Source organism: Gaoshiqia sp. US2, from assembly GCF_059705485.1.
This window is the reverse complement of the sequence record NZ_AP048550.1, coordinates 904,444-928,058: the sequence shown is the minus strand read 5'-3', so window position 1 is coordinate 928,058 and position 23,615 is coordinate 904,444. Positions and strand designations below refer to the sequence as shown.

The 23,615-nt window shown below is 42.2% G+C and carries 16 protein-coding genes; 10 read left to right on the top strand and 6 right to left on the bottom strand.

From position 1 onward, the window contains the following. Nucleotides 1-6 precede the first annotated feature (6 nt). On the top strand, nt 7-1,269 hold the full coding sequence (gene mobB / locus AC6H3C_RS03530) for a conjugal transfer protein MobB (RefSeq protein WP_497519286.1): 1,263 nt from the start codon (nt 7-9) through the stop codon (nt 1,267-1,269). Nucleotides 1,270-1,378: 109 nt separating this feature from the next. Here mobB and AC6H3C_RS03525 read toward each other — a convergent pair whose 3' ends face one another. Further along, complete coding sequence (locus tag AC6H3C_RS03525) at nt 1,379-2,674, bottom strand: ATP-binding protein (RefSeq protein WP_497519285.1); 1,296 nt, start codon at nt 2,672-2,674, stop codon at nt 1,379-1,381. Between the two features lie 223 nt (nt 2,675-2,897). On the opposite strand from AC6H3C_RS03525, the gene mobC reads away from it, so the two are divergent. The 5 genes from mobC to AC6H3C_RS03500 all read left to right on the top strand — a co-directional run bounded on the left by mobC (nt 2,898) and on the right by AC6H3C_RS03500 (nt 9,083). After that, nucleotides 2,898-4,907, top strand: a complete 2,010-nt coding sequence (mobC, locus tag AC6H3C_RS03520; protein WP_497519283.1) for a conjugal transfer protein MobC — start codon at nt 2,898-2,900, stop codon at nt 4,905-4,907. A gap of 304 nt (nt 4,908-5,211) precedes the next feature. After that, a complete protein-coding gene (locus tag AC6H3C_RS03515; protein WP_497519281.1) occupies nt 5,212-5,625 on the top strand; it encodes a hypothetical protein in 414 nt (137 codons plus the stop codon). Between the two features lie 422 nt (nt 5,626-6,047). Then, entirely contained in the window at nt 6,048-7,223 is a 1,176-nt protein-coding gene (locus AC6H3C_RS03510) for an IS4 family transposase (protein WP_497519279.1), read from the top strand. A gap of 260 nt (nt 7,224-7,483) precedes the next feature. Continuing rightward, nucleotides 7,484-7,660, top strand: coding sequence for a helix-turn-helix transcriptional regulator (locus AC6H3C_RS03505; protein WP_497519277.1), 177 nt, complete (start codon nt 7,484-7,486; stop codon nt 7,658-7,660). 7 nt (nt 7,661-7,667) lie between these two features. After that, nucleotides 7,668-9,083, top strand: coding sequence for a toll/interleukin-1 receptor domain-containing protein (locus AC6H3C_RS03500; protein WP_497519275.1), 1,416 nt, complete (start codon nt 7,668-7,670; stop codon nt 9,081-9,083). On the opposite strand, the gene AC6H3C_RS03495 is transcribed toward AC6H3C_RS03500, so the two are convergent. Then, nucleotides 9,059-10,267: an ISAzo13 family transposase gene (locus AC6H3C_RS03495; protein ID WP_497519273.1), complete on the bottom strand. Its 1,209-nt coding sequence runs from the start codon at nt 10,265-10,267 to the stop codon at nt 9,059-9,061. The two genes, AC6H3C_RS03500 and AC6H3C_RS03495, sit on opposite strands and share 25 nt — an antisense overlap. A gap of 50 nt (nt 10,268-10,317) precedes the next feature. On the opposite strand from AC6H3C_RS03495, the gene AC6H3C_RS03490 reads away from it, so the two are divergent. The 4 genes from AC6H3C_RS03490 (at nt 10,318) to AC6H3C_RS03475 (ending at nt 19,740) form a co-directional block, all read left to right on the top strand. Beyond that, nucleotides 10,318-11,829 (top strand): argonaute/piwi family protein, encoded by a 1,512-nt coding sequence (locus AC6H3C_RS03490; protein WP_497519271.1) that lies wholly within the window; start codon nt 10,318-10,320, stop codon nt 11,827-11,829. Between the two features lie 152 nt (nt 11,830-11,981). Continuing rightward, nucleotides 11,982-13,442, top strand: coding sequence for a DUF3945 domain-containing protein (locus tag AC6H3C_RS03485; RefSeq protein ID WP_497519269.1), 1,461 nt, complete (start codon nt 11,982-11,984; stop codon nt 13,440-13,442). 228 nt (nt 13,443-13,670) lie between these two features. Next, nucleotides 13,671-14,117: a DUF1896 domain-containing protein gene (locus tag AC6H3C_RS03480; RefSeq protein ID WP_497519267.1), complete on the top strand. Its 447-nt coding sequence runs from the start codon at nt 13,671-13,673 to the stop codon at nt 14,115-14,117. Continuing rightward, nucleotides 14,104-19,740 carry a helicase-like domain-containing protein gene (locus AC6H3C_RS03475; protein WP_497519265.1) on the top strand — a complete coding sequence of 1,879 codons (5,637 nt, stop codon included), beginning with the start codon at nt 14,104-14,106 and terminating at the stop codon, nt 19,738-19,740. Before AC6H3C_RS03480 ends, AC6H3C_RS03475 begins: the two co-directional genes overlap by 14 nt. Before the next feature lie 106 nt (nt 19,741-19,846). Here the strand turns inward: AC6H3C_RS03475 and AC6H3C_RS03470 are convergent, their stop codons facing one another. From AC6H3C_RS03470 to AC6H3C_RS03455, 4 genes are all read right to left on the bottom strand, one after another. Further along, complete coding sequence (locus AC6H3C_RS03470; RefSeq protein WP_497519263.1) at nt 19,847-20,161, bottom strand: helix-turn-helix domain-containing protein; 315 nt, start codon at nt 20,159-20,161, stop codon at nt 19,847-19,849. Between the two features lie 261 nt (nt 20,162-20,422). Beyond that, entirely contained in the window at nt 20,423-21,250 is an 828-nt protein-coding gene (locus AC6H3C_RS03465; protein WP_497519261.1) for an RteC domain-containing protein, read from the bottom strand. A 161-nt stretch (nt 21,251-21,411) separates the two neighbouring features. Further along, on the bottom strand, nt 21,412-22,587 hold the full coding sequence (locus AC6H3C_RS03460) for a formylglycine-generating enzyme family protein (protein ID WP_497519260.1): 1,176 nt from the start codon (nt 22,585-22,587) through the stop codon (nt 21,412-21,414). A gap of 87 nt (nt 22,588-22,674) precedes the next feature. Then, nucleotides 22,675-23,589 carry a formylglycine-generating enzyme family protein gene (locus AC6H3C_RS03455; RefSeq protein WP_497519259.1) on the bottom strand — a complete coding sequence of 305 codons (915 nt, stop codon included), beginning with the start codon at nt 23,587-23,589 and terminating at the stop codon, nt 22,675-22,677. Between the last annotated feature and the right edge of the window lie 26 nt (nt 23,590-23,615).

The following is a 23,615-nucleotide window of genomic DNA, read 5'->3' as shown; positions in this document are numbered from 1 at the left end:
GCCCGAATGATTGCCAAAATAACCACCGGAAAAGATATTTACGGCGCGCTTGCCTACAACCAGGAAAAGGTAAACGAAGGATTGGGAAAGGTACTCAGTTCGAATATCATCCCGGAACCGGAGGATGGCCGGTTTGGTGCGGCGGCGTGCACGGAAGCCTTTAACCGCTGGTTGCCCTCGCATTACCGGACGGAAAAGCCCGTCATCCATATTTCGCTTAACCCGCACCCGGATGACAGGCTGACGGATGACGGGCTGGCGGACATCGGGCGTGAGTATATGCAGATGATGGGTTACGGCGCACAGCCATATCTTATCTTCAAACACTCGGACATCGGGCGCGAACATATCCATATTGTTTCATTACAGGTGGACAGCGAAGGCAAAAAAATCAACGACAGCAAACGCAATTTACGGAGTGTCGCCATAACCGAAAAGCTGGAGCGCAAATATGGTTTGCATCCTGCCAAAGGACAGAAACAGTCTGAACAAGGACAGTTTAAGCCTGTCGATGCAGAGAAAGGCGATTTGAAAAAGCAGATCGGTTCGGTCATTAAACCGGCAGCCGCTATGTACCGGTTCCAGACAATGGGGGAATACCGGGCACTGTTATCGCTCTACAACATTGGTGTGGAAGAGGTACAGGGAACGCGAAGCGGAAAGCCTTATCGTGGATTGCTCTATTCCGCACTGGATATTGAAGGGAACAAAGCCGGAACGCCCATCAAATCCTCTGCTTTCGGGAAAACAACCGGGGGCAGTGCGCTTGAAGAGCGGATGAAGAAATCGGCCATCCTGATAAAAGAAAAGGGATATCGTGAACGCCTGCATCCACTCATTGCCGATGTTATTCAGGCAACCGGAACTGAAACGGAACTGCATAAAAAGTTAAAAGAAAAGGATGTTGACCTTTATCTCCGGCGAAACAATACAGGGCGGATTACCGGGGTAACTTTTATCGACCATCAAAGCCGCTGTGTACTGAACGGTTCTAGGCTGGGCAAAGAGTTTTCTGCCAATGTATTCAATGACCTGTTTAGAGAGTCCCCGTCAGTTGAGGGACACACAAAACAGGCAGGGGAAAGAGAACCGTTCATGCCTTTGGCTGAACCGTCCTCACCGGCCAACAATCAGGCCGGGCATATTGAATCCGCCATTGGCAGCCTGTTTTCTGTTTTTTCACCGGAACCGGAATCTTACACTGAAAATCAGCAACAGCTTCGAAAGAAGCGGAAAAAGAAAAAACGAAAATATGGGAGGCAGACATAAATGGTATATTCTAACCGGATATTATCTTTGTTTTATATTTTTGATTACGACTGTACAACAAGTACATTTTTACATAAAAATATAAACCGATTGTTTTTCCGTAAGAAGTTTACAAACCCTCCTTTCCAATGGCATACAATGGAACATTTAGCATCCACTCCTCTTCCTTATAATCGGTTGTTGATGTACGGATGGCTTTTGAGGGTTTGTATTTCTCACAAAACAAACGAAAGCTTTTTGACCTCAGGTTTTCACCCGATTTTACTTCAACCGGAATAACTTTTCCTTCTTCCTGGATAACGAAATCAACTTCGGAAGTGCTCTTGTCGTTAGTCCAGTAACCGATATAGCGTTCGTTGTTCAGGCGCAGTTGCTGCATCACATACTGTTCAGTGAGGGCGCCTTTGAACTCTGTAAAAATTTCGTCGCCTTCAATAATCGTCCTTACATCCAGTCCTGCCATGGCACCAAGTAAACCAACATCGTGCAGGAATAGTTTGAATACAGAAATTTCCTGGTAGGCTGCAAGCGGAATACCCGGTTTCGATATCCGGTGGCTTTTCAATAGCAAACCACAATCCAGTAACCATTGACTGGCCAACTCAAAATCTTTAGCACGGGCACCTTCCCTGATAACCCCGTACACGAATTTTTTATTTTCTTTTGCCAGTTGCGAAGGAATACTTTGCCAAACCATCCGGATCCGGGGAACAGTTTCATTGGGAGCATGTTTCGAAAAATCACCTTCGTATGAATTGAGAATCCTGTTCTGGATCCGTCGGACTAGCTGCCAGTCCCGGGTTTCTGCAAATGCCGACACAACTTCTGGCATTCCACCGACGTAAAAAAAATAACGCAGGTATTCTTTCAGCTTTTCAGTAAAAACGGAAACCACACCCCAGTTCTTTGCCTTCAGGGCATCAACCAACGCCGGTTCATTTAATGAAAGCAGGAACTCATAGAATGAAAGCGGACGCAAATCAAGAAAATCGACCTTGCCTACCGGAAAAGAAACCTGGCTGTGCAATCCCATGCCAAGCAGGGAGCCTGCTGCAATTACGTGGTATTGCGGGGCGTTTTCACAAAAATATTTTAGCGATGTCACACCACGCTCCGCCGACTGTATCTCATCAAAAACAATCAGCGTATCTTCTGCTGTTATCGTGGTTTGGGACTGAATTTGAAGTATGGTAATAATCCGCTCAATATCAAAATCTGTTGCGAAAATAGTTTGCAGGGCCGGCGTCTCTTCAAAATTTACATACACCAGTTTTGCATACGAGGTACGTCCAAACTCCTTTAATAACCATGTTTTCCCTACCTGCCGGGCACCTCTTACAATTAGCGGCTTACGGAATTTGTCTTCTTTCCAGTTTTTCAAGTTAACAATCGACTCCCTGTACATATTTATCCATTTAAATTGCACCCAAAAGTACACTTTTATCCAGATAAAAAAGTATTTAAACTACATTTTTATCCAGACAAAAAAAAGAAAGTACATTTTCAACAAGGTTTCCGGTCACAAGCTGCCATTAAAGTGCCACTTGCCACCAACTTGTTTAAAATCTGTATATTGATATAAATCACGCCATACTTTCGCCTTCCAAATATCAAAAAGTGAAAGTACAATGCAACAGGAAGACGATTTAAGGGCACTGGCAAAGGTCATGGACTTTATGCGTGCCCTGAGTATTTTATTTGTTATTATCAACATCTATTGGTTTTGTTACCAATCCATTTCCGAATGGGGCATTAATATTGACACAATCGATAAAATACTCCTGAATTTCAACCGTACTGCCAAACTATTTGGCAATATCCTTTATACAAAACTTTTCGCAGTGGTGTTTCTGGCCTTATCCTGTCTCGGAACAAGAGGCGTCAAACAAGAAAAAATCACATGGAGCAAGATTATCACATTCCTTTTTGTTGGCTCTGTCTTTTTCTTTTTTAACTGGTGGCTGCTGGATTTGCCCTTGCCATTAGTTGCCAAAACAGCTTTCTACATTTTCACAATGGCTGTCGGTTATCTCTGCCTGCTGGCTGGTGGGGTGTGGATGAGCCGTCTTTTGAAAAACAATATGATGGACGATGTCTTCAATACCGAGAACGAATCCTTTATGCAGGAAACACGCATGGTTGAAAACGAATATTCTGTGAACCTGCCGACCCGTTTCTATTACAAAAAGAAATGGAACAACGGCTGGATTAACGTGGTAAACCCTTTCCGGGCAGGTATTGTGTTGGGAACACCTGGTTCAGGGAAGAGTTATGCGGTAATCAACCAATTCATAAAGCAGCAGATAGAAAAAGGGTATTCACTGTATATCTATGATTTCAAGTTCCCCGACCTCTCGACGATTGCCTATAACCATCTTTTGAAGAACCAACGCGGATACAAAAAAGTCCCGACTTTTTATGTAATCAATTTCGACGACCCGGCACGTTCGCACCGATGCAACCCGATTAATCCCTCGTTTATGAGCGATATATCCGATGCTTACGAAAGCGCCTATACCATCATGCTGAACCTGAACCGTACCTGGGTGCAAAAGCAGGGCGACTTTTTCGTGGAATCGCCGATTATCCTGTTTGCGGCCATTATTTGGTATTTGCGCATATACAAGGAAGGTCGGTATTGCACCTTTCCCCACGCCATCGAGTTTCTGAACAAGCGGTATGAAGATATTTTTCCGATCCTGACGAGCTACCCCGAACTGGAAAACTACCTTTCTCCCTTTATGGATGCCTGGATGTCGGGGGCGCAGGACCAGTTACAGGGACAGATTGCATCGGCAAAAATCCCGCTTTCGAGAATGATTTCACCGCAATTGTATTGGGTAATGTCGGGCGATGAATTTACACTGGACATCAATAACCCAGGTGACCCAAAAGTTTTGGTTGTGGGGAATAATCCCGACCGCCAGAATATTTATGGTGCTGCGCTTGGTTTGTACAACAGCCGTATCGTAAAACTTATCAATAAGAAAGGACAGTTAAAAAGCTCGGTTATCATTGATGAGTTGCCAACCATTTATTTCAAAGGGCTGGATAATCTTATTGCCACAGCTCGTAGTAACAAGGTGGCGGTGTTACTCGGCTTTCAGGATTTCTCTCAGTTAAAACGCGATTACGGAGATAAGGAAGCAGCCGTTGTAATGAATACAGTCGGGAATATTTTCTCAGGCCAGGTGGTGGGCGATACGGCTAAAAACCTATCGGAGCGTTTCGGCAAGGTTTTACAGAAACGCCAGTCCATGACCATTAACCGTAATGATAAATCAACTTCTATCAGCACCCAGTTGGATAGCCTCATTCCCGCCAGCAAAATCTCCACACTTACCCAGGGCATGTTTGTCGGTGCTGTTGCCGATAATTTTGATGAACGTATCGAGCAAAAGATTTTCCATGCCGAAATTGTGGTGGATAGTGCAAAAGTTGCCGTCGAGACCAAAGGATACAGGCAAATTCCGGTAATCACCAATTTTGTGGATGAAAGTGGTGTTGACCGCATGAAGGAAATGATTCAGGACAACTATAACCGCATCAAAGAAGAAACAAAACAAATTGTTGCCGAAGAGTTATACCGGATAAAAAATGACCCCACACTTTGTCATTTATTGCCGAAAAAGGAATAATGAAAAACAGTAACAACAAATTTGCATGGGACGGCTAAATATTTCCTGCAACCCATCCTCCGAAATAGGCATCACCATGGCTACTCTACCCTAATCGCGACTTTTTTTGCTTTGTGTTCCCGTATTGGATATCTCAAAAAAATTTGTTAAAATGCGCACTTACCAAAGTGGCTTAGTATTGTAGGAAAAACAGATCGTGGAATAAATTTTAAAGGTGGTATTCCCGAACAGTGCACTCAATTCCTGTAAAAAGGAAAAGGTACCTTTAAATTCAGGTTGAAAATCAATTGAATAAAAAAAGAACATGGAACTTCAATTATTACATGATTTTCTAAAATCAGGGAAAACACAGAAAGCCTTCGCTAAAGAAAGTGGTATACCGATAAATTCATTATGTACGAAACTAACCAAACAGTTACGTAAACTGGAAAAAACGAAGGTCATAGACCTAAACAATTATGTGAAAAATAAGCAGTCAATCTTAACGGTAGAAGTTAGAAATAAAAGTGAAATGTGGCTTAGGGCAATAGAAGCTTATAACGGCGAAAGGAAGAAAACCGAGGCCCGGGAAAAGCTTTCCGAAAAATATTACTTCTCATTTGACGAAGTAGTTCAATTTGGTAAGTGGTTCAACAAAATGAACGGCCAAGCCCAATATTTGGTGGAAGATACAGACATACAGTTATACGCCAGGATAAAAGAAATAATTCAAGACTAACCACCCCTGTTCTTTCAATCACACCCAGAAAAAAACCGTTAAATTTGATGAAACACTGACCAGCTTTCTCAACCAGAAAGGTAAAAATGATATCTCCTTTAAAGGGGAAATTAAAACCGTTTAAACTCCAGGATCACTTATCTGGGAATTGCGCAGTTTGGCTAAAGATGATATTTCTCCGGAAGGTTTAATTTTGAATATGATAAAAGTAATTGATGGATTGGATCAGATAAAGAAAATTTTATTCAGAATTGATTAACCTGTATTCAATGCTAATTAATTTTCTATTGCTGATTACTAGTGGTGCGTTAATTTTTAATATATTGATATAATTATTTAAAAAACAAATACTTATAAGCGTTCTTTGATTTTGAGATTTGAATTGACTTGAGGTTCAATTTTGCACTTTTAAAGTGTAAATTATGAATTCAGGTAAATATGTATTCCGTCAACTGTTGGACTTTGTGAACCAATATGAATTCAACAAATGTGTAAAACGCTATTCTGGCAATTATCGGGTGCGTGATTTTAAATGCTGGAACCAGTTTGTACAGCTCTTGTTCGGACAAATAACTTCGTTGGACTCGCTTCGTTCAATCTGCACCTGTTTGCAGGCACACAAAGGGCAACTGTATCATCTTGGCGTTAAACAAAGCGTTGATCATACAACTCTTTCGCGCGCCAACGAAAATCGCGACTGGCGTGTTTTTGCCGATTTTGGAGAATATCTCATTGGCTTGGTTCGTCCGCTTTACGCTAACTTTCCTGTCCCCAATGTAAATATTGACAATGAGGTTTTTGCCTTGGACTCGACGACGATTTCTTTGAGTATAAACCTTTTTACCTGGGCAGAAGGAAAATACTCCAGAGGAGCGGTCAAAGTGCATACATTGCTCAATTTGCGTGGCAGCATTCCTGAATTTATCCTTGTTACCGATGGGAAATATCACGACAGCAATGCGCTTGATGTAATTGTTCCACAATCCGGTGCAATTTACCTGATGGATAAGGCTTATGTCGATTTTGAAGCATTGCATCGCATACAAATGGAAGATGCTTTCTTTGTTACAAGGGCAAAATCGTCTTTGAAATACGAGGTAATGGAACAGAACTTCAACATTGATCTTGCAACCGGATTACGAAGCGACAGGACAATTGCCCTGACTGTGGCAAAGTCTAAAAGACTTTACCCGGACAAATTGCGGCTGGTTGAGTATTATGACACAGAAAAGGAATTGATTCTGGTCTTTTTGAGCAATAATTTTGAAGTATCCGCCCTCGAAATTGCCAGGTTATACAAAAATCGCTGGCAAATCGAAGTGTTTTTCAAGTGGATAAAACAAAACCTTGTCGTTAAAAAGCTATGGGGACATTCTCCAAATGCAGTTAAAATCCATATTTGGACGGCTATTTGTGCCTACCTGATCGTTGCATATATGAAACATGCTTTAAAAAGCAATTATTCGATTTATGAGATAATGCAAATTTTAAGTGTGTCAGCTTTCGACAAAACCCCTGTCCGGGATTTGCTCAGTTTCTCTCAAGTCAATCAAAATGTCAAAGAACTACAGTATAATTTGTTTGATAATATGTTTTAATTTTTAACGCACCAGCAGTGATTGCTGATCATTTATTTGTAATAAAAATACCACTAAATTGATGGATCCCCTTTTGTATATTATGGAAAATTAAAACGCTCATTTCTATCGGCTTGAACTTCTTAATAGTATTTCACACCTGAATGGATAAAACTGATTTATCGATAGTAAGATATTAATATTATGACCTATCAAAAAAGTCAATATATTTGCATAATACATCAATATATTGATTAATGGATCTTAATAGGCTGAAGATAATGTTAGCAGAAAAAAAACGCACTGGGAAATGGCTTGCTGAAAAATTAGGTAAGAACGAAGCGACTGTATCCCGGTGGTGCACGAATGAATCCCAGCCTTCGATCGAAACATTATTTGAAATTGCAAAAGCCCTGGATGTGAATGTCAGAGAGTTACTGACAGAAACGAAAAAGTGAATCAATTATGAGGGATACAATATTTATTAGTCACGCAACTCCAGCAGATAATGAATTTTCGATATGGATAGCATCTCGATTGGAAATGTTGGGATATAAAACATGGATTGATAAAGAAGGATTGTTGGGGGGTGAACGTTTTTGGGCAACAATACAAAAGGCCATTGACCGCTCAGCAAAGGTCTTGTTTGTATATTCAAAAAATATCGCAACACAGGATGGTGTTCTTAAACAAGGAATTGAAAATGAAATAGAATATGCCAAAAGTATCGCGGGACAATACGGTTTAAAAGACTTTATTATTCCGTTACATATTGATGATTCACTATATAATTTGGCAATAGGAATGCCAAATATTAACCATATCCCATTTGACAACAATTGGGCTGATGGGCTTAAGCAATTAATAAAGAAGTTGGAGAAAGATTCTGTTCCAAAGAATTTCGACAGTGAAAAGTCTTCATTTTCTGAATGGTATGAAAATGAATATATATCAAATTGTTCTATGATTCCCGCGTATGAGTTATTCTACACCTCTTGGTGGTCTGTCGACAATATGCCGGAACGGTTTTACATGTACCAGTTCTCAAACGCAAAACAGGCAAAAGCAATTAGGGATTTGAACCGGGATATACCCATTAGCCTATTGTCAAATGTCTTGTCATCGTTTGACGAAAACTTAAGCTATCTCGTAGAAAGAGATGGTGAAACCATTGATGTTCAACCGGAACACACATACTCGTTTTTATTAAGCGATATTCTGTTAGGGTTTGATTCCGATAAATTCCCTCAGCACCGAGATGCAGAAAATCACTTCAAAAGACTTTTATATTGTTGTATATCCAGTATGTTTAGGCATAAAGGTCTATGGAAACATGAAATGTCAAATAAAAGGCTGGCATATTTTCTTCCCAAGTATGATAACCCAAGAAGAATCGTATTTACATATCCCTTTGGTACAAGAAAAAAATCGAAATCTATTTTAGGAAAATTTGAAGATATTGGAACCTGGCATTATGCCATTTCTATTCAAACGATATTATTCCCTTTTGTGGGGTTTTCCATAAAATCTCATATTTTATTTACTTCCGATGGGTTTAAAATCATTGATGATGATAAAAAATTGCATAGTTATAGAAGACGTAAAGGGAAGCGACTTTTTAATGAACATTGGAGGGATTTACAATTAGCTTTTTTGCAACAGCTAAAAGATAAGGACGGAGATATCAAAATTAACGTTTCATTAGATGATCAAATCTTGAAGATGAAAGAATGGCCGGAAACCTTTTGGAGTGAAGTCGGATATATTGATCCTGATTCTAAAATGGACACAGACAAGATAGAAGATTACTATGAAGAACAATTAGATGATACTAAGGGCTTGATACAAAATAAACTTTACATATTTGGTACAATGGAATAATTCCATTCTCCATGAAAATCGTTTTTTGTGATATTTATCTTTCTCAAATCCTCATCTATTATTTTAATTCCTTTTTCATAGACCGTGTCATCGATTTTTGCTTTTATCAACAAGCCTTTTGTTGTTGTCGTAGCTGCAATCAGGCTTACTATTACCTGTAGGCTTGTCAGTGGTTTTGCCCGCCAGTTCATGGAGATATATGAAAACATCCTGTGTTCAATTTTATTCCATTTGCTTGTCCCTGGCGGAAAATGGCTTACAATTATTTCCATGTCCAACTCATTTGAAAGTGACTGTATTTCTGATTTCCAAAGACGGCTTCTCGCACTGTTGCTCCCGCCACCATCTGCTGTTATGAACAGGCGTTTTGATTTTCCGTACAAACCCGCCCCCATTTCATACCACCAGTTCCGTATGGATGAAACGGCAAACTTAGCTGTGTTGTAATTAACCCCAACGCTTACCCAGCCTTGGTTTTGCTCTATATCATACACCCCGTAAGGTATGGCTTTCCCTAGTTCCTTGTCGACAAAATCGTAAACCTTTACTTCGGGGGATCCGCCTTTTGGGTGCCATTCTTGTCCTGAATTCTTATAATTCCCCACTAATTCCTTCTTTTTGCAATCTACCGAAATAACCGGGTCCCCTAAAGCAATAAATTCTGTCGCCACTTTGTTGATATGTTCAAACTGTGCATCCCTATCTTCGTGTTCCCCGCCTTCGTCAACCTTCTTATTACCCTGCAAGCTAAACCCTTCGGAACTCAATATACGGTTAACTACGTTATAGCTAACATTATACCCTTTCCTTTTTAACTCCACCGCTATCTTTCTCGTACTCTTGCTTGTCCATAAAAGTGTATTCATCGGGTCTCCAACAGTATGGGGGCCTACCAATTCGCGGACAGCTTCTGTTAATCCAATTTCTTTGTCTGTCAGCTTTTTTCTGCCACCACCAGTCTTTCGGTTGCTTTTTAAATCAATCTTGTTTACATCTGCCGACCGCAATTCTTTAATCCCTGACGTTAGCGTCACCCTGGAAAACCCAGTAAGTTTAGCAGTTTTACTTATACCCCCACGCCCATGCCCGATCGATTCTGATGCCAAATACAGACGCTTGCTTTTTTCATCTAAATGGGGCAATAGCAAATCATATTTTTCCTGTAAAAGTTTATCGCTTTGCATACATTTTGTTTTTTTCAAATGTACATATTATTTCGTATCAAATCCTAACAATGATTGAACCTATTCTAAAGTACATAAACGAACCTCTTCTAACCTTTGGGAACGGGCAAAATGCCATTGACCCCAGAGATGGTTTAATGTTGTTTGGTCCATTTGATCAGAAAAAAGTTAAGGGAGTAAAAAATATTGGGGTCATTGGACCTCAAAAACTAAGAGCAAAAATGATTGACTACCTGAAAAAGATTCATTCTCCCATGACCAATTCAGATAGAAGCATTGCTCGTCCCAATTTTCCCGGTTTAGAAACAGTTTTTGGTATATCTGTCAATTTCGACAATGTCATTCAAATTGATGTGAAAGAAAGTAATATCAGCAAATATTTAAAATATACGGATCCTCACCAACGTGTCCATAATTGGGTTAACCTGTATGTAAATCCATTAATTCAGTATACAGAGAAAGAAGAAATGCCGGCTGACGTCTGGTTTATTGTTATACCTGAAGAGATATATAAATTTGGCCGACCAAATTCCAAAATCCCCAAAGCAGAAGATAATATTAATATCGGGCTGAAAAAGCAGGAGCGTAATTCAGACCAGCTGAACCTATTTTTTCAAGATGAAAATGACATACTACGTGAGGCATATGAGTTTGAAGTGAATTTCCATAATCAACTAAAAGCGAAAATTCTGTCGTCCAAAATTGTAACACAAATAATTAGGGAAAGTAAGATTGCTTATGAAGATATTTTTAATCCAAAACAGATTGAAGAAGAAAGAAAATTTGACACAGCAAAAGCCTGGAATATTTCCAATAGTCTTTATTATAAGTTAGGAGGGCTTCCATGGAAACTAGGCGAGATCAGAGATGGTGTTTGTTATTTAGGATTGGTTTATAAAAAAACGGAGGCTGATACAAACAATAAGAACGCTTGCTGTGCCGCGCAAATGTTTTTAGACTCCGGAGACGGTATGGTTTTCAGGGGTAATGTTGGCCCTTGGTGGAATCCTAAAACAGGAGAGTTTCATTTATCCGAGAAGGATGCATTTGAGATTATATCTCAATCATTAGAAGCCTATCACTCCAGATTTGGAAATTATCCTAAAGAGATTTTTGTACATGCAAAAACATATTTCGATGACATAGAATGGACCGGATTTGAAGAAGCTGTTGCCGAAAAATCAAAAATAATTGGAATTAGGATAAGAGAAAATAATACGTTTAAGCTATATAGACAATTTCAATATTGTGTGCCAAGGGGAACCATGCTCCAATATGACGAAAAGAGAACCTTCCTCTGGACAAAAGGATTTATACCCAGGTTTAAAACGCAAATTGGATTGGAAACACCAAATCCCATTGATATTGCAATAACAAGAGGAGAGGCAAATATGGATATCGTTGCCAGGGACATATTAAGCCTAACAAAATTGAATTATAATGCCTGCATATACGGGGATGGTGTTCCTGTAACTTTAAAATTTGCAGATTCAATTGGTGAAATTTTAACTGCCGGGAGAGATGTTAAAACAGGTGTCTTACCTTTTAAACACTATATTTAAAACGGGTAAGTTATCCTTCCCTTCTTCGAGGCCACAAACCACCACCACAGTTCCTCAAGCTGCCATTATCGACATATCCATTTATTTGTCATGTAGTTACGCATAAATTCGTCCATGCATCAATAGTGGTGCAACAACTAAATATTCGTAAGATGGACGAAAAAATCAACAATGACGAAAAAAAAGTATTACTCGTCAAAGACGCAAATGACGGCAAGATAAAAGCCGTTACCGGTATGGATGAAAAAGGCAACATCCAGACCGCGGAACCGACAGCAAAGAATCAGAACAGCCTTTTTGCTGTGAATACGAACGAGGCCATGCTGGAAGTATTCTTCAAAAAAATGCTGGAACAGGCGCAGCAACCCTCACACACGGGATTTTTCCTGATGACAGGACAAATGCTGGATAAGCTTGTTAAAATCGACCTCGACCCCCACGAACTGGAACTGCACCGCATAAACCCAGTGGAATACCTTGAGAAAGTACAGAAACAGAACCAGCAGCAAACGCAGGCGGGCGGGGATGAAACTTCGCAAGGCACTTTCCAGCCGATGGATGTCAGTAAAATAGACCGGCAGGAACTTCAAAAATATGGTATCAATGCTACCGATTTGGAACCTCACCTCAAAGCCATGTCCTACGGGCACAAGTCACCTCAAATGATTTCCATGAACCCTGAACTGGAACCAGGAGTCCGTGTTCCTACCAAAGGGCGCGTATCGCTGGAAGAACAGGCTGATGGTTCACTCAAAATCATCCCGCATTACTGGCAGGAAAAGCCCAACCTGGATGCCCCTTTTCACGGAATCCTTCTTGGTGAACAGGATAAGGAGAACCTGCGGCAATCATTGAACGCAGGCAGGGTAATTGAACTGGAACCTACGCCCGGGCAGAAAATCCCGGCTTTTGTTTCGCTCGACCGGCTCACCAATAAACTCGAAGCCCTGCCCTTGGAAAACATTTCCATTCCCAATAAAATAAAGGGGGCAGACCTTTCTGAAGACCAGCAAAACCGGCTCGGTACAGGAGAAAAGGTGCTGGTAGAAAAAATGGTTTCCCGAACAGGCCGGTTCTTTGACGGATATATCCAAATCAATGCTGCGGATAAAAAGTTTGATTTCTCTTATGAAGGGCTCGACCGTAACCGCTATTCAAAAGAGAACAAAGAAATTCAACGCCAGCATAAAGAAAACTCACCAGAAGGGGAAACCGGGAATCAAAAGCAACTATTTATTCCCAAAAAATTGCTTGGCGTTGAACTGACCGAAAAACAACAGGAATACCTCAAAGCGGGCCAGGCCACCTATATCCGGGGTATGCTGAAAGACGACAAAGGGGAACCATTCAACGCATGGGTAAAACCGAATCCTGAAAAAATGAAATTCGATTTTTTCAGGTGGAACCCCGACAAGGCCAAAAAGCAGGGTGCAGAAGTCAAACCTGCGGAAGAGAGCAAAACGCAGGTAGCCGTAAACAACGATGGCAAAACCAACGAAGCGACCAAGAATGTAAAAGAGCCATTAAAACAGGGACAGCAAAAACCTACGGAAAACCAGTTTAAACAAGAGGTTCGCCAGCCCGCTGCAAAGAAAAGCGGCATCAGGATTTGATTTCTGTTTTCAGGCGGTTCTAACGCAAACCAGCAGAGAACAAGTTCAATTTGGAATGGCTATATTTACCACTGAATATACCGCTGCTTTCTTCGATACGCATAACATTTCTTTGTTTGTTTATTGATTGTTGGTGACGGATATTTTAGTGGTGCGCTCCGGGTGGGAACCCGGGGCGCTTTTGCCTGATATACCTTCCTTCTTTTCAACCACTAAATATCCGTTATCATGAGAAACAAGAAAAGTAAAACCGGACTGCAATTGTCTTATTATGGTTTATCCCTCCTTTCGTACCTGAAAGAGAATTTCCCCGACCGGGCCGGTAACACAACATTTATTGAAGAACGCGCAGATGCCGCAGCAGAAACGTACAGCAATGCTGTTAAAGATGGGCACACACCCATTGAGGCGGAAGAACTGGCTTCGGAGAAACTCTTCCATGGCCTGCACTTTTCCCCTTACAACACCCTCGTAAACATCCTTTGGAACGAATTTTCAGATGGAATCCCTGAAGACAGGGCAAAAGAGATTGCGCTCCAAATCTTACCGCTTTGCAGTAAAGTTCTATACAGATACACCCTTTCGGATGATTTTGCCGGTACTTCGCAATACGATAAGTTATATACTGAACTGACGGGGACCGTCGAAATACTGCTCGAAGATGGCTTACAATAAAAAGGAACACCTGCGGGCAAATATCGATGCGATAAAAACGGCGTTTACCTTAGAACGGGAGAACAGACAGGCAACAGCCGGGGAAAGTGAAATACTCGCCCGGTATTCCGGGTTCGGTGCAATCAAGGAAATACTCGAACCACTTCCTGCTAAAGGCACAACCAATCCCCTGATAAATGAATTGCATGATGTTCTAAGGGAAAATACCCGCGATGAAAAAGAATACAAACGCCTTTTCGATGACCTGAAAAGCTCCATACTGACGGCATTCTATACACCGCCGGATGTAGTAAATGCGCTGGCAGGTGCACTTAGTGAAAGCGGAATTAAACCGTCCCGTTTGCTTGATCCGAGCGCCGGGACAGGTGTATTTGCCCAAGCTTTTAAACCGCTCTCTCCCAATGTAGAAGTAACCTGTTTTGAGAAAGAACCGATCACCGGAATGATACTCAAACACCTAAATCCTGAAGACAAAATAAGGATACAGGGTTTTGAAAACATCGAAAAAAAATATGCCGGTTATTACGATGTAGTGGCAAGTAATATCCCGTTCGGGGATGTGGCAGTATTTGACCCTGCCTTTTCATCCGGCAATGACCCGGCAAAGAAAATTGCCTCACGCTCCATCCACAATTACTTTTTCCTGAAATCGGTGGACATGCTGCGTCCGGGAGGTCTGGTGGCTTTCATTACCTCGCAGGGACTACTGAACGCCCCGGCAAACCGCCCGGTGAGGGAATACCTGATGGACAGCTGCGAACCGGTATCAGTTATCCGCCTGCCAAACAACCTGTTTTCAGAATATGCGGGAACTGAAGTTGGGAGCGATCTGATTGTTTTGCAGCGAAAAGATAAGAAAACAGAATTTTCACAACGGCAAATGGATTTTATTGAATCCCGCAAACTATCGAACGGGATTTCCGTCAACAACCTGTTCCGTGACTTTTCGCGGGTGCTGCAAACACATTCCAAAACCGACACCGACCCTTACGGGAAACCTGCCATTGTTTTTACCCATGAAAGGGGCATTGACGGAATGGCCAAAGAGCTGAGGCAAATGCTGAAAGAAGATTTCTCCAGACATTTAGACTTGCAGTATTATCAATCCCATGCACAAAACACTCCGGAAAAACAGGCAGATACCACCATCGAAATCAAACCGGCACTTGAATCAAGTTTCAATGAACTCGATCCTTTTTGGCAAGCTATCGAGGATGATTGGTTCCCCAACCATAATCAAACCGGAACGGTAAAACCTGCGATAGAAAATAAACCCGAACCACTCAAACAACAACCAATATATTCAGGACAGGGTACGCTTTTAGATATGGACGAAACCGCCATCCGGGAAAAGCCGGCTACAGAGGAAAAAAAACAGTCCGTAACGCAGGACCCGCTACTTTCCCTGTATGACCTGTTTGGCCTTTCAGAAGAAGAGCGTAACGGACAGAAGCGTTCCAACCGGAGAAGAATGCAACTGCCTCAAAAGCCGGAACAGCAAGAAATTCCTTTTTTGGAGTGGCGGGAGCGGTTGCATTATGAGGGACTGCAAAAGAGAAAACAATTGGAAAAAGAGTCCCCCGAAAATAGGAAAATACAATTTATAAACGGTACGGGAAATAAAAAGCAGCCGGAAAGTTTAAGGAAAGAACAGGAGCAGCGAGAACGGGAGGAAGCAATAAAACCTGTGCCATTCAAAACTGAGTTGTTACCTCATTACCGGGAAGGTTCGCTGGTGTCCGACCCAACCAACCGCATCGGCTACCTACGGGATATTGAAGGTTTGCAACCCATGTTCCACCCCTTGGATATAAACAGTGCCCAAAAGCAGAAAGTATCCCTTTACATCGAAATACGGGACACTTATCACCACCTGTACCGTAACGAAGCCGAACGACATGAAGCCAATCCTGCCCTTCGCGAAATGCTGAACCATCTGTACGATAATTTTTCCTTTCGGTTCGGATTGCTAAACGACAAGAAAAACCTCGACCTGATTAAGATGGATGCACGGGGAACGGAGATTTTATCGCTTGAACGTTACATCGACGGCAAAGCGGTTAAAGCCGATATTTTCAACCGACCGGTTGCATTTAATCCAAACGAACTTACCTCGGTTGAGACACCGCACGAGGCGCTGGCAGCTTCGCTGAACAAATATGCCGGGGTGAACCTGGTCTATATGGCCTCACTGACCGGCAACACGGTGGATGCTCTGAAAGAAGAACTGAAGGGAACGGTTTATTTCAATCCAATGACCGGCGGGTACGAGGTTGCTGATAAATTTATAGCAGGCAATGTCATTTCCAAAGCAGAAGAAGTGGAACGTTTCCTGGAACGAAATCCCGGGCACCGGGAGGCAGAAGAATCTTTACAAGCCCTACGGGAAGCCACCCCAAAACCCATAGCTTTTGACGAGCTCGATTTTAATTTTGGGGAACGCTGGATTCCGACAGGTATCTATGACAAATATGCCTCGCACCTTTTCGATACCATAGTTAACATCCATTACGCCTCCAGCCGTGATGAATTCAGTGTTCAATCCGAGTATTCGAATGTTAAGATTACAGACCAGTATGCCGTAAAATCTCAAAGCCGTACCTATAACGGGCTTGCCCTGATGAAGCACGCTTTGCAGAACACTTCGCCGGACATCACCAAAACAATCCTGGTTGATGGTGAGGAAGTAAAAGTGCGCGACGGGGAAGCCATCCAGCTTTCCAATACCCGTATCGATGAAATGCGCAACGGTTTCTCCGACTGGCTACGGGAACAATCACCGGAGTTCAAAGACCGGCTGGCCGGTTTGTATAACCGAACTTTCAACTGTTTTGTCCGCCCGGCCTATGACGGTTCACACCAGAGTTTTCCCGGACTTGACCTGAAAGGGCTGGGTATTGACAGCCTTTACCGAAGCCAAAAAGATGCTATTTGGATGGACAAACTCAACGGGGGCGGTATTTGCGACCATGAGGTTGGAGGTGGAAAGACACTTATTATGTGTTGCGGCGTTTACGAAAAGAAACGCCTCGGGCTGGTCAACAAACCAATGATCACAGGTTTGAAAGCCAATATCCATGAGATTGCCAAAACGTTCTGCACGGCTTATCCCAATGCCCGTGTACTTTATCCGGGCAAGGAGGATTTTACACCCAAAAACCGGCAACGGATTTTCAACGAGATAAAAAACAACGACTGGGATGCTGTAATCCTGACACATGAACAGTTTGGTATGATTCCCCAGTCTCCGGAGATACAACGCGATATTTTGCAGGCTGAACTCGATAGCGTGGAAGAAAACCTAGAAGTGCTTAAAAGGCAGGGTAAAGAAGTTTCGCGAACCATGCTGAAAGGGTGTGTGAAACGCAAACTGAACCTGGAAGCCAAACTGAAACAGGTTACTTATAACATTGAAAACCGGAAGGACGATGCCGTTGATTTTCGTCTGATGGGGATAGACCACCTGTATGTAGATGAGTCACACAAGTTCAAAAACCTGACCTTTACCACCCGGCACGACAGGGTGGCTGGGCTGGGAAATCCCGAAGGGAGCCAACGGGCATTGAATATGCTCTTTGCACTACGCACCATACAGGAACGTAACAGCAGGGATTTGGGAGCAACCTTCCTTTCAGGTACCACCATTTCAAATTCATTAACGGAATTGTACCTGTTGTTTAAATACCTGCGGCCAAAAGAGCTGGAACGGCAGAACATCAAAACATTCGATGCGTGGGCAGCTATTTTCGCCAAGAAAAGCATCGACTACGAATTTTCGGTAACCAATGAAATCGTACAAAAAGAGCGTTTCCGTTATTTCATTAAGGTGCCGGAACTGGCACAATTCTATGCAGAGATTACCGACTACCGGACAGCCGTTGATATTGGCATTGACCGTCCCAATAAAAATGAAATTCTGCATAACATTCCGCCAACACCAGACCAGGTCGATTTTATAGCTCGTTTGGTTCAGTTTGCAAAAAACGGTGATGCGACATTATTATACCGCGCTCCCCTGAACGAGCGGGAAGAAAAAGCAAAAATGCTGATTGCAAGCGATTACGCCCGAAAAATGTCGCTGGATATGCGTATGGTTGACCCGCGCTTTGAAGACCACATTGACAACAAAGCAAGCCATTGTGCCCGGATGATTCACGACTATTACAGAAAATACGACCGACATAAAGGGACGCAGTTTGTTTTCAGTGACTTGGGAACCTATAAACCGGGAGAATGGAATGCTTACAGCGAAATTAAGCGCAAACTGGTGGAAAACCACGGCATTCCGTCACACGAAATCCGCTTTATACAGGAAGCAAAAACAGAAAAGGCCCGGAAGATGATGATAGCCGATATGAATAACGGGAGAATCCGGGTGATGTTTGGCTCCACCGAAATGCTGGGGACAGGCGTAAACGCACAGAAACGTGCCGTAGCTGTTCATCATCTGGACTGCCCCTGGCGTCCGTCGGATTTGGAACAGCGGGATGGCAGGGCAATACGAAAAGGGAACGAAATAGCCAAAGCAGTGGCCGGGAATGAGGTGGATGTTATTCTTTATGCCGTGGAAAAATCGCTGGATGCCTATAAGTTTGGCTTGCTGCATAATAAACAGCTTTTTATCCGCCAGCTAAAAAACAACAATCTGGGGTGCCGTACCATTGACGAAGGGGCAATGGACGAAAAAAGCGGGATGAACTTTTCGGAATATGTGGCCATTTTATCAGGTAATACGGAATTGCTGGAAAAAGCAAGATTGGAAAAGAAAATAGCCGCGTTAGAAAGCGAACGCCAGGCATTTGTCAGGGGTAAGTCATCGAGCCGGTACAAGTTGGAAGACATCACCCAGACTGTTGAAAAAAATGAGGGGCTTATCGAACGGATTTCCAAAGATGTGGAGAACTTCAAATCCCGCGTTCAAACCAACGAAGACGGTTCCTACCGTAACCCGGTACAATTGGACGGCGTTACCGGCAGCGACTTCAAGCTAATCGGTAAAAAGCTGAATGAAATTGCTGGTACAACCAAGACACATGGGACACATGAGCCGATTGGAAATTTGTATGGCTTCACACTTTACGTGAAAAGTGAAACGACCCATAAAGACGGTCTCGATTTCATTCAAAACCGCTTCTCTGTCCGTGGTGAGGGAGAAATCTGTTATCAATACAACAACGGGCAGATGGCCATTGACCCAAAACTGGCTTCGCAGAACTTTTTGCATGCCTTGGCGGAAAGTATGCCACGATTGTTGGAGCGTTATAAAGCGGATAACGAAAAACTGTTAAAGGATATTCCTGTACTCAAGGAGGTAGTGGAGAGTAACTGGCGAAGGGAGCCGGAATTAGCCGAACTGAAATCGGATTTGGTAAAGCTGGAACGGCAAATTCAGCAATCACTGAAATCAACCAGTGAAACAGAAGGGCAAATTTCCGTTCCGGTTAATGGAACTGTAAGCAAACAGCTACCTCCTCCAGAAAAGTATAACCCGGAAAAGTCACCAAAAATACCGGAACGGTTACAGAAAATTGCTGAAACTTCAAGCGGGAAAATTAATCTCGCTGGTATTGGTTATTTGACGAAAACAGATAACCACATTGTTTCTAAAAGTTTAAAAGTATAGCTTACAACGAAAAGAGCCGGTACTCTATAAATGATACCGGCACTTTTCTTTTTATTTAGAACCCGCACCGTTTATCAACGAAGCGGATATAGCTAAAACAAACAGCTCATTTTTTATCTTTTCGGTTGCGCTTGCTATGAAAGCGACTGAAATGGGTTTCAATGAATTTAATAACATCCGTTTCTTTATAAAAAGTCTTGTGGTAAATCATTTGAAAGGGTAATTCACCTGATGAGCGGTAACGTTGCAACGTTCGTTTACTGACATTGAGCATCCGGCAAACATCATAATTATCCAGTAATTTTTCGCCATTTAGTAACGGGACTTCTTCCTCCACATCATCAAGCTTGCCAATAACCTCATCCAACTTTGAATTTAATCGTTGCATCCAGGCCTCAAAATATTCCTTATCTATAAACATGACAGTAACTCATTGAATTACTGCGAAATTATGGACTATCCATTTGGCTGATAAGGAAGTCGGTATCGGTACTTTTACTTCAAATTACTTCTGGCTAATAACCAATGGTTTACGGGGCTGGTTTTAAGGGAAACAGCAATAAATCAATGAAGAAATACTCGGTATCGGGTAATTGATGCCAAAATTGGCCCATTTTTATCTTGTAGATTGGAAAATTAGAGGTAACAAGCAAACAATACCGTTAAATACCGAAGTCGGTACTTAATTTTTTCTGCCCATACGCCTGAGCAATGCTTCTTTCAGTTTATCCAAAAATGGGGTAGGTACATTCCGGATTTTCATATCACTGAACGCTCGGGAGAGGTTTCTATCAAGCCGGATATTGAAAACGTTTTGGATATAATCGGATAATTGCGTTAATGGCACGTCTCCGAAGGTATTGTCACTATCCCAGGAATATAGCTGTTCCAACAGGTCCGTTTTTGTCCCCATCCAGGTCAGTTTAATTAACGGAAATCCTGAAGGGAGGCTTGCCCCATTGCCATTCAACCGTTCTATCTCCTGCATCAGGTAAGCCAAAAGCATGTCGTTAGACAATATTTTTGCCACCTTAAAATCGTAGTTGGTGGAAAAATTCGGGTCCAGTTCATAATAAAATGTTTCCAGGTACTGTTCCGTATCCATTTTCCTACGTAAAAAATACAAAGAATCCAGATGGGTAGCGCCTGAGCGAAAGTAACGGATAAAGTCCAGACGTTTGGCGTTATAGTTGTTTATTTCATTTAATTCTTCAATCAGGTACTCCTTTTGCTTTTCTACACCCGCCGGGCGGTTCATCTCGATATTATACAATTTTCTGTAATAAATCAGGCGATAACATAGTTTGGGCTTGATTTCTTTGAAAAAAGTAATTTCTTCCTGTTCATTTTTAAATTCATAGGATAGAATAAAAGTTTTTAGCCGGTCGAATGCCCCGGCAAGGACATGAGAAGCTTCCAACGATTTTTTCAGGATATTGCTATCTGATGATTCGATGCAGTCTATTGCTTCATCCGTTTCTTTTCGCAGTTTGGCTACGTATTCAAGCACGTTTCAGGTAAATTAAAGATTAAACACTTTATTGAGATATTTTGGACTAACATCGGCGGGTCATTCATTTTTTATTTCTGGCGGTAATTGAAATTTTCTACTTCTAATGTGAAATAATTTAAGAAAATCCTCATTTTAGGCTTTAATTAAATTTCCTCATCCTACCTTACGGAAACTACACACCTAAATCCAGTATGTTCCAAACTTGTATCCCAACTAGTTTTCATCCGTGCCGCAACACGAAAACCTGAGCAATATTGATCTGTACACAAAAAGGAACCTCCTCGCACGACCCGTTTAGGGACATAAGGCTCATCGGGATCAAAGGAATCCTGAGGTCCTTGGGGGTCGTTTACAATTCCTTGTTTTGCGCAAATTGAGTAGTAATGCGGATGGTACCAATCGCTGCACCATTCCCATACATTTCCGGCTATATCATAAAGCCCAAAACCATTTGGTGGAAATGACATAACCGGTGCAGTCCTGTAGTAGCGATCCTTTTCAGTATTTTCATTCGGGAAATGTCCCTGCCAACTGTTGGCTTTTAAATCTCCCTGATCAATCGGTTGATCCCCCCACGGATAGATCGAACTCGGCTTTCCGCCCCGTGCAGCATATTCCCATTCGGCTTCCGTAGGTAAACGTTTCCCTGCCCATGATGCATACGCTACTGCATCATCCCACGAAACCTGTACCACAGGATAATTATCTTTTCCTTCAATGGTGCTTTTGGGGCCCTGCGGATGTCTCCAGTCTGCACCAGTAGTCCATTTCCACCAAGCTGAAACATTTTCTAGCGAGACTGGATGATTCGGCGGAGAGAACACAAGAGAAGCAGCATCCAGTAGACTATCCGCTGGGTTAGGTGTCCCTGGAGGAAGTTGCTTTTTTATTTCCTCCCAATCTGGTTTGCGTTCGGCTGTAGTGACATAGTGTGTAGCTTCCACAAAAGCCCGAAACTGGGCATTTGATACTTCGTGCCTATCCATGTAAAAAGAAGATACTTTCACTTTGTGCCGGGGAAACTCATCAGGTCTGCCCCAAATCGAATCTCCACCCATAACAAAGATTCCCCCCGGAATGTAAACCATATTATCATGCGTGGGTTCTTTCGTTAATCGATTGTTAGTTTGTACCTTATCTGTGGGCATGAAAGGTCGGGATGGCAGACCGGACAAACAGCAACTAAGGTTATTGTCCACCCCTACTGAATCTGCTTTTTTGGCTGAACTTTTGTCCGGGTTCTTTGGATTTGAATGGCATCCACCGAGAACAAATACAAGAAACACAGCAGAAGCAATCCTTCTTTGAAAATATTTACATGTTATCCGTTTCATATCAGAGTTGAATAAGCATTTTTTTAATTCTGGTCAGATTTTAATACAATCAGTACCTATACATTAATAATTCAGTTTCATTGAAACCTAATCCACATTCATAGCACACCTGAACCCGATATTGAGCAATGATGTTTCTTGAGTATTGGATGAGCGACTGGTGATGGAGTAACTGTTTTCTCTGTTCTGATCGAAAAAGAACGAATCTCCCCGGATGACTTTTAATTTCGCATTTTGTTGATCCGGAAGGGTACTTCCCGGATAAGGTTTGTAGGCATCAAAACACCAATACCAAACATTCCCTTCCATATCCGTCAGCCCGCATGGTATTTCTCCATAATGGCCAACCAGAGAGGTTAATATAAAACCATCGGCATCTTGTTTGGCCAAAAGGTCATTTCCCTGCCAAACATTGGCCAGGTATTTCCCATTTTTGATCAGTTCGTCTCCCCAACTAAATTTTGATGTGCTTTTCCCTCCGCACTTGGCTGCATATTTCCACTCAGTCTCTGTCGGAAGTCTTTTGCCAGCCCAAGCTGCATAGGAAATTGCATCATTCCAGCTAACCTGTGTCATTGGGTAATCATCTTGGGACTCAGAAGAATTTTTCCCCAGGGGACGTTGCCAATTTGCACCAGGAACCAACACGCAGCTTGAAGTATTAAAATCGGAAACACCGGAATCTCCAAATTTATCCGCATCAGTTTTATACCCCGCCTGCTCAATAAACTGTCGAAACTCTTTTACGGGGACAGGATGTTTGTCAATTTTGAAGGACGGGACTTCAACCTGAAAGACCGGTTGTTCCTGCAGCGTTCCTTCGTAGGAACCAATCCTGTACGTGCCTCCTTTAAAAAAAAATATATCGTTATCAACTCCTTCTGCTATTCCCGCCTTACAATATTCACTCTCACTCTTACAGTCTTTTAGATTATTACAAAGGCGAGAAGTACAGGCAAACAATATTATTGAAACCACCACAATTAAAATTCTAACATTCATAATGAATACAATTAACTTTTAAAAGA